8 protein-coding genes and 1 pseudogene are annotated in these 14,665 nt (G+C 65.2%); 6 read left to right on the top strand and 3 right to left on the bottom strand.

Going from position 1 to position 14,665, the window contains the following annotated elements; genetic code table 11:
- The 3 genes and pseudogenes from C8K30_RS31540 to C8K30_RS30560 all read left to right on the top strand — a co-directional run.
- Nucleotides 1–480 (top strand): annotated as a pseudogene (locus tag C8K30_RS31540) (hypothetical protein); the annotation flags it as partial.
- 82 nt (nucleotides 481–562) lie between these two features.
- Nucleotides 563–1,192, top strand: coding sequence for a hypothetical protein (locus C8K30_RS30555; RefSeq protein ID WP_146197640.1), 630 nt, complete (start codon nucleotides 563–565; stop codon nucleotides 1,190–1,192).
- 336 nt (nucleotides 1,193–1,528) lie between these two features.
- Entirely contained in the window at nucleotides 1,529–2,518 is a 990-nt protein-coding gene (locus C8K30_RS30560; RefSeq protein WP_146197641.1) for a DUF6615 family protein, read from the top strand.
- A 15-nt stretch (nucleotides 2,519–2,533) separates the two neighbouring features.
- Here the strand turns inward: C8K30_RS30560 and C8K30_RS29275 are convergent, their stop codons facing one another.
- Nucleotides 2,534–3,415: a hypothetical protein gene (locus tag C8K30_RS29275; RefSeq protein WP_108496438.1), complete on the bottom strand. Its 882-nt coding sequence runs from the start codon at nucleotides 3,413–3,415 to the stop codon at nucleotides 2,534–2,536.
- Between the two features lie 1,196 nt (nucleotides 3,416–4,611).
- Nucleotides 4,612–5,124, bottom strand: coding sequence for a hypothetical protein (locus C8K30_RS29285; protein WP_146197642.1), 513 nt, complete (start codon nucleotides 5,122–5,124; stop codon nucleotides 4,612–4,614).
- A 134-nt stretch (nucleotides 5,125–5,258) separates the two neighbouring features.
- Here C8K30_RS29285 and C8K30_RS29290 point away from each other — a divergent pair, with 134 nt between their 5' ends.
- From C8K30_RS29290 to C8K30_RS29300, 3 genes are all read left to right on the top strand, one after another.
- Entirely contained in the window at nucleotides 5,259–6,602 is a 1,344-nt protein-coding gene (locus tag C8K30_RS29290) for a hypothetical protein (RefSeq protein ID WP_146197643.1), read from the top strand.
- 146 nt (nucleotides 6,603–6,748) lie between these two features.
- Nucleotides 6,749–7,741 (top strand): endonuclease/exonuclease/phosphatase family protein, encoded by a 993-nt coding sequence (locus tag C8K30_RS29295; protein WP_199230760.1) that lies wholly within the window; start codon nucleotides 6,749–6,751, stop codon nucleotides 7,739–7,741.
- A gap of 252 nt (nucleotides 7,742–7,993) precedes the next feature.
- Entirely contained in the window at nucleotides 7,994–12,946 is a 4,953-nt protein-coding gene (locus C8K30_RS29300; RefSeq protein WP_146197644.1) for a hypothetical protein, read from the top strand.
- A gap of 714 nt (nucleotides 12,947–13,660) precedes the next feature.
- Here the strand turns inward: C8K30_RS29300 and C8K30_RS29305 are convergent.
- Entirely contained in the window at nucleotides 13,661–14,353 is a 693-nt protein-coding gene (locus tag C8K30_RS29305; protein WP_108496442.1) for a hypothetical protein, read from the bottom strand.
- Nucleotides 14,354–14,665 lie beyond the last annotated feature (312 nt).

A 14,665-nucleotide genomic window follows, 5' to 3' on the forward strand; every position in this document is an offset into this window, starting at 1 on the left:
CAGGGGCTCGGGTCGAACGGGGCTCCTTCGTTGCGGTCGGCATGCCTCCGGGCCCCCGCGCCCCTTCAGGTGCAGATAAGGTTGAAGGTCAAGCGCCGCGAGACCGTCGACGTCATCTGCGGCGCGGTGATCGGCACACGCTCAGGCCCGCAGGAAGTCATCGCTGGCCTCACGATCGACGGCGAGCTGCGGATCGTGGGACGGACAACGCTCCTGTCACCGTCGGCCCGCCGGACTCTGGCTCCGTGGCTCGCTCCACCAGCAGGGAAGCATCCGTGGCCGGCCCAGGTGCCCCGGACGGCGCTAGCGCATTTCCATGCGACCGGGAGGGACGTTGTCGAACTGACTCTCGTCGAGCCGATCGTAGTCGAGGTGAGGGCCGATGTGGGGTGGGACGGACAGAGCTTTCGGCACCTCCTGCGCTTCCTCCGGGTACGTCCAGACCTGCGTGTGGATGACGTCTCGATGCCCGCGGGCTGATCGCTGGTCTTCCGCCGCCCGCTAGGACGACTCTGTCGCGGAACCTGTTCCCTCGTGTCATTGACTCGCCTATGGTGCCGATATGACCAGTCTGGCGCAGTCGTTAGATGGGGCAAGCGGAAGCCTGACACCGGCAATCGTGATCTCGACCTGTGCTCTACTCTTCACCGTCGGGTCGTTCTGGTGGTTATACGTACGCCCCGGCCGGCTCCGCATGGTTGAGATCCGAGTCTTCTCCGCGTTCGTTCACGTTGATGAATCGGCGCTGCGAATCCCCGTGACTCTGTACAACAGCGGGCCGAAACCACTGGTCGTCGTCGACCTGCGTCTCCAGATGTCCAGCGCAGGACACACGGCAACTGCGGCGACGAAGCTCTTTCGCACGACTATCAAGCCTTCATCGGGTGACGTCGAGGATTTCCCTCACCCCTACGTCGTGCCCGGGCGCTCTGTTGTGACCAAGTTTGTCGACTTCGCAGCCGATCCATCGGTCATGACGACTGGAGAACCTGCAACTGTCGGATTGCTCGTTTTGATTTCAGGTCGCGGATGGCGAAAGGTGGGGGGCAGCGAAATCAGGACCGACGTGATCAGTTCGCCGGACGCATACATCAGCTACTCCAACGACCCCGCGCATTGGCCGACCGGCCAGCTTGACAAGGCTCGCTCAGCCTTGGTCTCCGTCCGATCGCGCATCACGCCAACAGAGTGAGGGCTCGCCCTTCGCGGGATCAGGCCTTATCGGCCCGAAGCCGACTCTGCAGGCATCAAATACGCCAGTTGTCCGCCCTGATACCGAGGTTCGCAGTGTCGAGCTCCCGAACCTTCAGCCTTGGGTCCAGATGGCGGACAGCTGCCGTAGATCGGATCCATCGGGACCCTTCGCGAGCCGACAAGTTCGCGCTGGTGCCGGGCCAGTTGCTCGCCCGTTCGCGTCGCCGCGCGGCTAGTACCGGCTCGAACGGGACGCCGACGGTTGGGAGGGACGGGCGGGGTGAACTCTGTCAAGACCTGCCCCATCTGGCCTGGGACGGCTCAGTATAGTGATATGTCCCCGCGATCGACGCATGACGCGATGCCCCCACGACAAGACCGACATGACTTCCTAGCGGCGCTGATTGAGCAAGCGATCACACTTGGCGTGCAGATCGCGGATGGTGACGCAGCCGGAATCTCGCAGGGAGAGACGACGATCACCGAGACCGCCCTCCTAAATTTGCACAGACGGCTGGGTGGGCAGCTAAAGACCAACAAGATGAACCAGAACCAAGAAGGTGAAAATGGGGCCGACTGGATCTGGTGTACTGGGGACGAAAACGGGTGGTTCTCGTTTTATGTCCAGGCGAAGAAACTGAAGGATGACGGGTACGACATTGGCTACAGGACCGATAAGTCGCGACTGAGGCAAGTGGACAAGTTGATCCTCGCGGCACGAGCCGCTGGCGTCATGCCGGTATACGTGCTCTACAACCCGGCAAGCGACATCGAGTCGTACAGCACACGAGCGTGCGCTCAAGTCCTCACGCGTCCGGCCTCTTCGATCACCTATGTCGCGGCAGTGGCTGCCAGCGGTCTACTGACACGTCAGCGCACACGCACCGTGCGCCTTGAAGACATGAGGCAGCACACGCACCCATGGTCGTGCCTGGCATGGTGCTTCGACGAGCCCGACAGTTGGTTGCGTGCGCTCACGGATGACCCGCGAATTCCGCCATCGCCGTTCGGGTTGCCCAGCGCGTTCTTCGCGCCGGGGGTGCCAGGTGCCATGGCGAGGCTCGCCGCATCGCCGGCGCTTGACAGACGGGGACGTCCAGAATCGGTGTTCGATGATGAGTATGTGGGTCAGCTCGTACGCGATCTGGTCGGAGGCGCATTCACTGAACAGCCACCTCTATGGGTGACGTCTCCAGGGGCTGCGCTGGAGCGGTGGCAATCGACACTGAGCGACCCGGCAAGCCAGACCCTCGAGGAAGGCGACGACTGGGAGGCTTATATGCCTTCGGTCGTGGTGAGTCAGCGATTCAGATCTCTTGAATAGCGGGACTGTCGCCCTTCAGTCGTGCGGCCCCGGCGCGGGAGCTTGCAGAGCGGCGCGTGGTTCGATGCGGAGCGCCTGCCCAGCAGCGAGTTGGAGAGCTAAATCGTCAGCCTGAAGGTGCCCGAGCGAAGTGATGCCGAACCCCGCACCAGTGAGTGCGGAGATTGCCCTCCTAGCCACCGTGTGGCGTTCGGCCTCCTCAGCGGCGGCTGCGGAGCCGAGGGAGAGCCACACACGTCCGTCGAACCCTACGGAGACTTGGACCGGCCCTGCAGGTGTGCAAGAGACTTCGGCGTCGGTGAGGACCTGTGCGGCGGCATCACGATGGTCGGCGGTGTCCTTCGTGTCGATAGCGCGCGCGGCCATGTAGATCGAATTGGCCAGCTCAGCAGCAGCCTCCCCAGCGGCGGTGACGTTGACTTGGTAGGGCCCCATGGAGACAGCGTCGGTGGTGACGTCGTAACGGAAACCCCAGAAGACGCGAGCCACATCGCGCCGTTCGTCACCAGCCTCGACCTGCTGGCTCTGCGGACCGTAGCCCAGGCCACGCGACCAGCTCTCGAAGTGGACCAGCCCGTTTCGGATTCGCGCGATGTTCGGCAGAGCCAGTTCGAATCGCTTGCGTGCCTGTCCCAGCGCCCGTCCGACCTCCGGGTGCATGCCGAGATCAGCCAGCGCCTCCTGCTCCAACGTCTCCGCCGTCAGCAACTGCGCCAGCGCGAGACACAAATGCCTCGCGTCGATCTGCCGGGAGTCGAACCCGCTGACTACTTCACCGCCAGCATGGATGCGCCCAACGCACAGCTCGACATCACGCAGTGCCCACTGAGCCTCCGATACGGCGATCGCGTAGGGGTTGTCTGCCGGTGACCAGCCGTCGACTGCGGTCTCGTCCATGATTACTATCCTCGTCCCCAAGACACCACCACGCTGGGCATTTCTACAGAGTTCGGCAGCCCCCTGAGCTGGCCTGCGGTCGGTACTGTCTCCCACGCTCATAGCGCTGTGTCGCGGTCGATGTCGTCTGCGTCGCGGTAATTGGCACCCCGTCGGCCCTTGAGCAGGTGGTGATGGGCCTTTCGATCCAGGGGCTGCGCGTCCCCGGGGGCGTGGCCTGTTGTCCCTGGCAGCTCGCCGATCTCTGGCTTCGTGGCTTGTCCCGCACGCGCGGAGCGTGCATGGCTGCAACGGCTGCCTGCGTCAATGCTGGGATGGTTCAGTTCCTCGCGGGGTGACGTCGACCTGATGCTGGTCGAGCCGTTCGTCGTCGAGGTGAGCGTCGACAACGGGTGGATGGCACCGCGTCCCGGCGTCTCGCGCGGCATAGGAAAATCGACGGTTCCGAATAACGGACGGTGCCAGGTGTCCGTCCTGACACCGAGGTCAGCAGTGTCAAGCCGCCAGGCCGCTGGGCGCGGTGAGTTCAGCCGACGAAACCTGACGCCGCCGCACCGCGCATGCTCCGGGCCCACACCCCTGAAGATGCGTCTGCAGTGATAGACGCTCCGGGCATCATCGAGAAGTGATCGTGGCGCGGCGGCCTCATGCCGCACCACGACCACGTCGTCCGGACATCGGACGTGTTGCCGGCGGCGTTCGGCATCGACGAGGACGTTGACACGCTTGCGTTCGGCGCGGGGCCAGGTCTCCTTGGTGACGAGGGTCCTGACGAGGACGATGTCGGCGGCGCCGAGGCAAGCCGGGACGCGCTGGGCCAGCCGAACGTGACACAAACGTGCCGCGTTGAGCGGCGCGAACCCGCTAAGGGCCGCGGCGGGCTGGCACCCGAGCGACGCGCCGGACGTGCGCGTGGCGGTGCGGAACTGCTCGGCCAGGAGCGATCCCTGGGTTCGAGCATGGCGTGTCGCCGACCCGTTGCCGGTCCTGCCCACAGCCGAGGCGTGGCCGCCGCACTAACAAAGCACTCCTGCTCACGACACGTCCAGCCGATGCTTCACCGTGAGCAGGTCACGGAAGCATCGCCGCTGACCTCTCGCGGGGCCCCTCACTAGGCATGACCTCACCACTGTGACTTATCGGACCATTGCCAGGTTCCGGACGCTCTGTCGTGACAGGTCAACCACGATGACGCCTCACCAAGGCTGTGGACCGTCGCCGTAGGGGTCGCTCTTCAGCTCGTGCAGCAGCCCATCTGTGGTGCGCCGCCACCAGGTACCTGCAGCGTCGCGGAACGTGAACTCCAACTGGACATCAGCGTCGGAGTCGAAACCAACGTCACGGGCCGGACCGACCTCGCGCGGCTTGTCGGTCGGCGTCAGTAGTCCCCAGGGCGCCAGCCGCCCTGGCCAGGCGCCCTTCGGCATGACGGTGACGAGGCTATACACCGGTGCGGTCGAAGCGTTGTGGAGCCGGTATCCGGCGAGCAGTCGTGTGTTGACGTCGTCGAAGTGGACCTCCAGCCAGGCGTTGACCAGCGCTGCCTGAGAAATGCGTCGTTCGGCTCGTTGCTCAGCCCGATCACGGCGGCCGCGCCAGAACTCCACGCCGCCGAACGTCAGTGCCACGACTACCGCGGCTGCCGTGGCCAGTGCGGTGAGCCACTCGACCAGCGTGGCAGGGTCATCGGCCATCATGGGTAGAAGCACGCGTGCATCGTAGACACGTCACGACGGCGGTCCTGCTTAGAGGACTACCCCGAGCAAGTTTGCAGTTGGTGCGCGACGGCTCTGCAAGCCCGAGCGTGGTTGAGCACTGGCACGTTCGGGCGCAGAATTCGTTGATGTCGACAAGCGAGCCGGACGACGAGCACGGCAGCGAGCCACTGACGCCGATCTACCCCTTCAACGCGCCGGGAGAGGCGATCTACCTCTACTCGGGACCTATCGGTGGACTGAACGGCAGTGGTCTGAAAGGGACGATTCGCCTGGTCCCATTCCCGTCACCGGAACTTCGCTGGCAAGTGCGTGCCCCGGAAACAGCGGGCCGCCACCCGAGGATTGGTCATGTGGGCGACCGGTTCGAACTGACCGCTGGCCGGATGACGGGGCACAGCACGGTCAGCAGTGCATCGTTCGACTCGGTCACCGGTAGTTCCTCGCACCTTGAGTTCGAGTCCGGCGACCTGCTGGAAAATGCCCTCGTGCACTGGATGAATCTGCCGAACTATCTCGGCAACGAGACGCTGCAATACACCAATAGTGACGGCAGTACGTGGTCACGCAGCCGCCTGGCCCTCGAAATCGACGGTTGGAGCATCACGCTCGATGGGCGACCGGATGGCGAATCCCTCTTCAAGGAAGATGTGGGATTGGCGCGTTACGTGCTCACCCACGTCATGGACCTTCGTCGCGCGGACGGCAGCTCGTTCGAGCTCGAAAGCGCGCGGCGGGTGATCGAGGCGCTGCGCCTGTCGCTGTCGTTCGCGGCCGGGCGCTGGGTCGCACCGACGCTCTCCGATGGGTTCGATACGACTGGCGGGAAGGCATGGCGCTCGTGGTCGAGTCCGATCTGCGCACCATACGAGCGGATCGGTTCACCGGTCATCAGCCCGATTGTCTTCGGCGATTTGGAGGCGTTTCTCGAGGTCAGTGTTCGGAAGCTCCTCGACGCTGATGCTGCCAACACGACCCGTTTTCAGATGCAGTTCGCTACTCAGACGTCCAACCTGGGCTTTGTCGAGAACCGGATCTTCTCTGCGTTTCCCGCGATCGAGAACCTTAGCTGGGAGACGTTCGTGCTCGGCGGAGTGGTCTCAAAGGCTGAGTTCGAGAAAACGAAGGTGTGGCCGACCGCGCGTCGTCTTCGAGAGCTCCTCGTCCGCGCGCATATTCCGATCGGCGTGGACGAAAATCGACTACCCGTCTTGCATCAGCTCGCGGCAGATAAGGGAGTTGACGGCCCTGGGGCGGTTACGTGGGTGAGGAACCAGTTGATCCACCCAAAGGATCTGCAAGCCCGTTTGTACACACGGGAGTCCCTGGTTGTGGAGGCGTGGCAGCAAAGCCGTGAGTACGTCTGCATGTTGCTGCTGCACGCCCTTGGCTACACCGGTGGCTACCTGAGCACCATCCCCCCGCACGGATGGCTAGGAGATTCTGCACCGGTGCCCTGGGCGGCGCAGTAGGCCGTGCAGTGCGCCTGCATGCAGACGTGGCTCTGATCCGGGCTTGCGACCGACGTTGAGAGGGTGAACCGACTGGTCAGCAGTATCTGCCCGTCGAGGCGGCGCTCATAGTAGGTGTCAGTAGTTCTCTGCTGGGGGAGGTCGACATGACGGTGGTCACCGCTCCACCAGCGGGTCTGGTTCCCTGTGCGGTCAGCGACGACGTGGACCGGTTACGAGCAGCGCTGGCCGCGCAGGTTCCGGCGAAGGCGAGCAAGAACCTGCTGATCGGGACGTGGAACCTGCGTGCGTTCGGCGATCTCACCCACAAGTGGCAGTCGACCCAGGACGACAGTCCCAAGCGCGACTGGCACGCCCTGGCGTGCATCGCCGAGGTGGTTCAGCGGTTCGACGTGACCGCGGTCCAGGAGACCCGGCGCAACACCACCGCCCTGTTCGCCCTGCTGCACCTGCTCGGCCCGCGCTACAAGGTCATCGCCTCCGACGTCACCGAGGGCGGCCCTGGCAACGGCGAGCGCCTGGCCTACGTGTATGACGCCGAACGCGCCCAGCCTTCCGGCCTGGTGGGGGAGCTGGTGCTTCCCGCGGCGGCGAGCAGCGACGTCGACCAGTTCGCCCGCACGCCCTACGCGGCCGGGTTCGTGCGCGAGGCGACCGAGTTCATCCTGACGACCGTGCACGTGCTGTGGGGCAAGAAGCCCGAGGACCGGATCGGCGAGCTGACTGCCTTCGCCGCATGGATGCGGGGATGGGCCGACCGGCCCGACGACTGGAACCAGAACCTGCTGGTGCTGGGCGACTTCAACCTCGACCGGATGGACGACCCCCTCTTCAAGGCGTTCCTGTCCACGGGGCTGTGGCCGCCTGCCGAGCTCAACGACGTCCCGCGCACGATCTTCGACGACGACAAGGACAATCATCAGTACGACCAGATCGCGTGGTTCAGTGATCCTGCACAGCCGGACGCACCTTCGCTCCTGGAGGGGCTGACCTATACCGGGACACTGCACCGGTTCGTTCGCTCAAACCTGTGGATGCTGTGCTCGAAGCCAGGGCCACGGTGGCGAACAACCGAGAGGCGGCCGTTGAACTCGCCGAAGGCATACTCCACCAGTTCGAATACGGACTCCTCAACGTGATCGCCAGTGCCGACGACGCCTGAGTCGGCGATCTCGCCGAACTCTGAGAACCAGACCGGCAAGGTCCTACAATCGGCTTCCGAGGAGCCGGAGGGCATGACAGCAGACAATGCGGGACGGGTGGGCGCCGCCAGTCCGTACGCGAGTGGCGGGGGCGGGACGCGTTTGGAGCACCGCCTCGGGGCGGTCCTTCTCGCTCGTCTCCTTACCGGTGGGCCGGTACACGAGTTGGGGGAGAGGCCGCCGAGTCGGGTGGCGTTCCAGCAGTCGCCCGCCGCACACCTTGATGATCTGGTGGCTACGGCAGCCGGCGCCGACGGCGTTTCGTCGCTCCGGCTTGAGATCGCGGTCCGGCGCACACCGAGGTTCATCCGAAGCGACAAGAAGACGACAGACCTCGTCGCGTCGCTCGTTGCAGCTGACATTGCCGCTGAAAACGAGCCGGACATGGGCGTGGAGCATCGTCTCGCGGTCGCGGTTTCGGGGTACCAGGTGCACGCGCAACAGCTCGCCGAGCTTGCGGGCGTGGCCCGCGCTCAAGCTACGGCCGACGAGTTCTTTGCGCTCGTGCAGACTCCCGGCAGGTTCGCCAGCCGCGGCCGGCTCGAACAGCTTCGCGGCATGGTCGCGAGCGTGCTTCCCGAGATTCCTGGCGCCCTCGGATCCGTCGAGCACCGCTGCTGGAGCCTCCTGCGCCGACTGTGGCTGATGCAGACACAGCTCGAGACTGGGCATGAGGATGCCTGGACGGCGATTATTGATGACCTTCAGCGAGTCGCCATCGGCGGGTTGGTCGAGAACGCTGCCGCGCTGCGCGACCGACTTGAGCAACTCGCTGGCGAGTTCGCCAAGAATGCTGGCGCAGTGGACGCAGCCACTCTGCGCCAGTACCTGCACGGGCAAATTGCTCCGAACACGCACGTGCCCCCGCAGGGGTGGACGCGTCTCGTTGACATGGACCGGCGCACTCGGTCTGCCGTCGCACGTTCCGCAATAGGGCGGGAGGCGAAGACGCTGCGCCTGCCACGCAATGCGATCCGCGAGTCGATACGAGCAGCGGTCGTCGCTGCCGAGGACCTCGTCGTGATGGGCGAATCCGGCGTTGGCAAGAGCGCGCTCGTCATGGACACGATCGAGCAGCTCGGCAAGGACCGTCAGGCACTCGCGCTCAACCTCAGGCACTTGCCGTCCTCGTACGGTGACCTCCTCGCCGTCCTGCTGAACCCGCTCGACGAGCTTCTGGCAGAGCTGACAGCTCCGGAACGCATGCTCATCATCGACAGCGCGGAGGCCGCGGCGGAGGGCCACGGCGATGTCTACCTGCACCTCATCAGCTCTGCACGCGATGCAGGTATGAAGGTTGTCGCGGTGACAACGAGCGAGGCTGCTGCCGCAGTCATCGAGCTCATGAACCGATCCGGCGACGCTCCACGCGAGCTACTCGTGGCCGGGCTCGATGACGAGGACCTGCGCGAGGCAGCTCAGACGTTCCCGGCTCTGCAGCGGCTCGTCGACGACGCCCGCGCCCGCGAGTTGCTCCGTCGGCCGATCGTCATCGACCTCCTCTGCCGGTCGGGAGACCCTGGGCTGCCGCTCAGTGAGGCGCAGGCGCTCGAGCACATCTGGTATCACTTGGTGCGCAACGAGAACCGTCGCGATGAGGGAGCGCCGGACGCGCGCGAGCAGGTCATGCTGCGGCTGGCGGACCACGCCGTCCGCCCCGGCGACGTCGACAGCCTTCTAGCACGGCTCGATCACGCTGCTGTTGACGGTCTTCGACGTAGCGGACTTCTGCTGCCGGCGAGCCGCCTGCCCTGGGAGCGGGTGCCAGCGTTTAAGCACGACCTCGTCCGCGCTTATGCCGTCGCCCGAATGCTGTTAGCCGACCGCGACCCGGCGGCCGCACTGACTGCGCGTGGAGTGCCCCGGTGGACGCTGTCAGCGGCTCGGCTTGCATGCGAGATCCTGCTCACGGCTCCGGACGACCCGGGATACCCGCAGCATGGCCGACTCAAGGCTCTGGAGACGTCCTTCGACGCGCTGGTAGCGGACGGACATGGTCAACGATGGTCGGATGTCCCGGTGGAAGCCGCCCTCATGCTGCCCGACGCCGGCGACGTGCTCCACGACTCATGGCCGACACTCGTGGGCGACGACGGCCTCGGCGTCGCCCGGTTGATTCGTGTCATGCGCACCCGCCACCAACGGGACGGCGTCGTTGACACCGTCGTCGCCGAGCCCGTTGTTTCACAGTTGCTCGAGCCCGGCCTGCCGGGTCGCGTCGCCAAGGACGCCATGGCGCTTGAGGCGGACTGGCTACGCGCGCACGTACTCCGCCGGAGCGGCGCGGGCCAGGCGACGCGCATCAAGCTCCGCGACGAGATCCTGCGGCAATGCGCACGTCGCGAGCGCAAGGTCAACGAGCAAGTAGCCGCCCGACAAGCCGCGCTCGCCGCGCGGACGCCCGAGGAGATCGCTGCCGCCGAGGAGGACCGCTCCCGCTGGCTTTCGGTGTTCTCGTCGGGCCGATCGTCGGGCCGCCGGCGCCGCCGAACTCCTGCTCGGCACCGCCCATACCTATGGATCGACGATGCGCAGATCGAGCACCTGGCACTTCTCGGCCCCGACCTCAGCGCCGAGGGAGAAGCCATCTTGCGCCGCATCGCGGAGGACGACCCATACAAGCTCCAAGACGCTGTCGAAGCCCTCGGTGGTGGGTCGGCACTCGCTGCGTACGACCCGACGCTCCTGCTCGACCTCGTCGAGGCGTACTACATCGAACACGAGGACGAGGACGAGGATGGGCTCGGTTTGTCCGGTGGACTGCCCGACGACGGCATCCGAGATCACCGCTACCGGCCCGGCCCACTCGCGTCGTACCAGCACGGTCCGTTCGTGGCGATGTTCCGTTCGGACTATCCAGGCGGCCTCGCAGTGCTCAACCGGATTCTCGACCATGCAGCTCGGTTCCGCGTTCGTCGATCTTCCACGCATTGGTCTGGAGCGGGTGTTGACGGCTCGGCGGTGACGGGCGAGGTCCTCTCGGTAACGGGCGAGCCGCGCGAGTACGTGGGCGACGGGCACGTTTGGCTGTGGTATCGCGGCACCGGCGTCGGCCCGTACCCGTGTATGAGCGCTCTGCAGGCTCTTGAGTTCGTCACCGAAGAATTCATCGATGCCGGAGCTCTGCCTACTGCGCTCACCGACATGATGATGGCCGACGCCAACAGCCTCGCCATGCCCGCCCTCGTACTCGCTGTCCTCGTCCGGCACCTGGAGGACGTCGGCGACGCGATCGACCCCTACCTTGCCGAGCCCACGGCCTGGGAACTCGAGTTCTCCCGCGCTACCAACGAAGAAGTGGGCGACCTTGCCGCCCGAGTTCCTGAATTGGCGCATCTTGAACGCCGCAGCTGGTCGCTACGAGTGGTCAGCATGATGCTCGCGCTGACAGCCGACGGCGAACGTGTCCAACAGCTTAAGAACGTCGGGGACCAGCTCCTGACGAACGCCCGCCAGCAACTCGATCACAACGGACCGGGCAGCCGCGAGCATCTCGCCATTGTGGAGACCTGGGCCGCGGGACTCGACCGGAACGCATACGACGCTCGACATGAGCACGACCACGTCGTTTTCCAGCAGACGACAAGCCCGGACGTCGAACAGGTCCTCGCGGACACGAACACCGAATTGCGCCGCAGCAACGAAGCCGCGGGCCTGGTCGTCCGCCACTCACTCGTCCGAGACAACGGATCGCCTGCCCCTGACCTCGCTCCGGACGTGCTCCGCGCTGACCTTGCGCTCGCGCGAGACCTCTTCGATAGCCCGCCGCGGGCGGATAGCTTCTCCTCGGACGGCCCTGCAGCTGTCGCGGCAACGGCAATCGAACTGCACCTGACATCGCGGGCAACGGTTCCTCCAGACGACCTTGCCTGGTCCGCGACAACGCTCCTACAAGTCGCGATACGGGCCACTGATCGGTCGCCGGACGCGAGCGACGACTCGATCTTCGATCAAGGTGCCGACAGGTCCGCTGCCCGTGCACTTCCGTTCCTGCTGCTCCCCGCGGCCAGAGAACTTCGGCTCGCTCTGTCCTTCGAGGGCCACGACGGCACAGACGCACTGATCACCCTCAGTCGTGGCCTCGCGGTTGACGGCAACCACCAGACGCGGCTCGCCTTCGCGCGAGCGCTCGACGCCGTCTGGGCTTCGCCATGCGACACCGACCACCTCGACGGTCGCTGCCACCATCGCGCCGCATACGATCTCGTCGTCGAATCCGCCTCCGTGTCGATCTTCGGCCCATGGGACCAGAAGCTGCAGCGCCGCACACAAACCAGGCTCGATCCACCGCATGTGGAGACGCTGGACGAGGTTCCAGGGGAGAATATCTATGTCCGACGATTGAACCCGGCGCTGCGCGCAACTGGAGCCGCCGCTACCACTGCTGCGTGCTGCAGTGGGGACGCGCGCCTCGCCCTACACGTGTGCCTCGGAGCGCATCAGCGGGGCATGCTCGCCAGTGAGCACGGCTACCACCATAGCGATAGCGATTCCCTCGTGGCGGCTCGTGCTGCACTGTGGCAAGCATCCAGCGGCGACGACGAAACCACGCTCCGGTACGTCCGCAACTACCTCTTGGACGCGAGGCTCCTCGCTGAAGGGCTCCGCGCGCTCGCTGCCGCCGCCGCCGAGCGATCGGTTGCCGGCGAGCACGCAAGACGACTCTGGCCGCAGATCATGGACCTCGTCCTCGACGAGGCGGACGACCACCCTCGGTTGTTCGCCGAGCGCAGCTGGGGCGCCTACGCCCGAGCAGATCTGATCCCCACCTCTTTCGCTGGTGGGCGCTACCTCACGAGTGAACTTGCTGGTGATCCGTACGCCTGGCGTGACTTGCTGGCCTGGCAGCCCCAGGTAGACCGGTGGGTCGAGGCCGCCGGTTCGCAGCAAATGAGCCTTGATCACCTCGTCATCGCAGCCCGGGAACTCGACGTCCACGGCCAGATCGAACGCGGCCTGCCTTGGATCGAAGCGACAGTCGCCGCCGCAGGTCCTGACTGCGCGTGGACGTACACGCTCCCCGAATGGCTCCACGAGCGCCGCCCCGACCTCACCCAAGCCGCGGACATCGCACGCTGGCAGCGCATCGTCGACATGCTCGTCGTCGCCGGCGATACCCGCGTCGCAGACCTCGCCGACTAAGCAAGACTGGTTCAACCGGTCAACGTTGCCCGAGTCCGGCTCTGCAGTGCGCGCGGAGCTCGAGTGCAATCGATGTGGAGGAGAACCTGTACCGCCCATGCCATGACGGCCCGCTGCACTGGCCGTGCGGGGCGCGCCGCTTAGTTAGTGTGATGTGACCAGGCGTACGCCGGTCTGTCGTTCTAGCGTTGAGTCATGACAACACGCTCGTCCATCGTGGTTCTGTTGGTGTGGTGGATCGCGGCAAACTTGGTTTCGATCTTGGCGTGAACGGCTCCTCGCAGGTAGCTGCAGCAATCCCGTACGGACGTCGCGATCGAAGCCGCACAGGTTCGGTCGAGCCGGTAAACTCACAACGAGTTCCGAGCCGCCAGGACTGAAGGCTGGACTCTTTCAGCAGGAGTGGCACGCAGAAGGCACGATACCGGCGCGTGACCTCAGGATCCGTGGATTTCCAGGCACTACAGCTTCTTGGACGAGAACTGGGACTTCTGATCCGAGCGTGGCAGAAATTCGTGCTCGATCTACGAACGGGTCGCGGCAACTCGAGCAGTCGCATCATCCGGCCGGACCGGCAAGTCCAGTACGTCAACGGCGGCGTTCGCCGCCACGTGACCGAGGCAGTGGGCGGTGGCGCCTTGATTGGGGACAAGAGTGCTTGACGGAGGTTGAACAGGACCCCCCACACCGGTGACACTCTTCGGGCGAACTAGTTCACAGGTTCGGGCCTCCCACGCTCGGAGCCCCGGGTGGCTCGAACTCGAACGCGGGCTCAGCCTTCGACCCCGGGGTGGCCGCGGGCTGTCTTGCCGATAGATGCCGATGTGTGGGACTTGTTGGTGCAGTGGCCTTGGCTCCGGCGGCGGCGTAGGTGCAGGGCACAACTGCACCGTGGTGCATGCCGGTGCAGGAGACATCACCGACAATACGGTTCTCGCGCGCCAGGGTGCGCCGGCTGGCGGCCTCTACAGCATCGATCGAGGAGCTGTCGAGCGCTTCGTAGTGCTGGGTGCGGTCGGTGACCGGCGGCATGTCGGGAAACGCGGACTCCCACATCCGGAAGTAGAGGCCGGCAGCGGTCGAGCTCAAGGGAGCGACCAGGCTGGCTTCGCAGCACGCGCAACATACCTCGGCCGCCGTACCGGGGCGGGTGTCCTTACCGGTCGCCAGCCTGTCTAGGAGCTCCCGGTAGTGCGAGCGGCTCACGAATTCAGTGGCCATCAACCGATGCGTGGGTCTTAGGAGTCCGAACCCGTGATACAGAAGGTCACCTTGGGTCGGATGCCGGGCGATGGCGGCGTCGATCTCGCTCTCGGCCCACTCGATCTGTTCCAGCGTGGTGCCGACGAGGTCGGTGGACTCCTGCAGGATCGTGGACAGTGGATCGTTCTGACGCGCTTTGACCATGACGGTCGACCTCTCTGGGCAGCGCCAGGACGGTGACTGTGGTCGTCCCGTCCTCAGCGCAGTCGGGCTTTGTCATCCCAGAGGTGTCCGTCCTGTGCCACCGAACTGATCCACGCTTCGGCAGGCAGGGCCGGTCGTGCTGACATCTGTGTGCCATCGCGGCATCGGGGCTGTTGCACGGAAAGTGACAACTGGCTTGTGGTGCCTTGTGGCTCACGTGGAAGGATGTTTACCGGGCCCGCATCCCACCCCAAAGAGTTCCGCGACGATGCCGTAGCGGTGGCCCGCCGTGGCCAGGCTCCGATCAGTCAG

The sequence above is a fragment of the Promicromonospora sp. AC04 genome, from assembly GCF_003058225.1.
Classification (GTDB): Bacteria; Actinomycetota; Actinomycetes; order Actinomycetales; family Cellulomonadaceae; genus Promicromonospora.

Excerpts from the sequence above, each read along its gene's own strand:
- C8K30_RS30555 (WP_146197640.1), top strand. The coding sequence starts at position 563 with ATGACCAGTCTGGCGCAGTCGTTAGATGGGGCAAGCGGAAGCCTGACA.
- C8K30_RS30560 (WP_146197641.1), top strand. The coding sequence starts at position 1,529 with ATGTCCCCGCGATCGACGCATGACGCGATGCCCCCACGACAAGACCGA.
- C8K30_RS29275 (WP_108496438.1), bottom strand. The coding sequence starts at position 3,415 with ATGGACGAGACCGCAGTCGACGGCTGGTCACCGGCAGACAACCCCTAC.
- C8K30_RS29290 (WP_146197643.1), top strand. The coding sequence starts at position 5,259 with ATGTCGACAAGCGAGCCGGACGACGAGCACGGCAGCGAGCCACTGACG.
- C8K30_RS29295 (WP_199230760.1), top strand. The coding sequence starts at position 6,749 with ATGACGGTGGTCACCGCTCCACCAGCGGGTCTGGTTCCCTGTGCGGTC.
- C8K30_RS29305 (WP_108496442.1), bottom strand. The coding sequence starts at position 14,353 with ATGGTCAAAGCGCGTCAGAACGATCCACTGTCCACGATCCTGCAGGAG.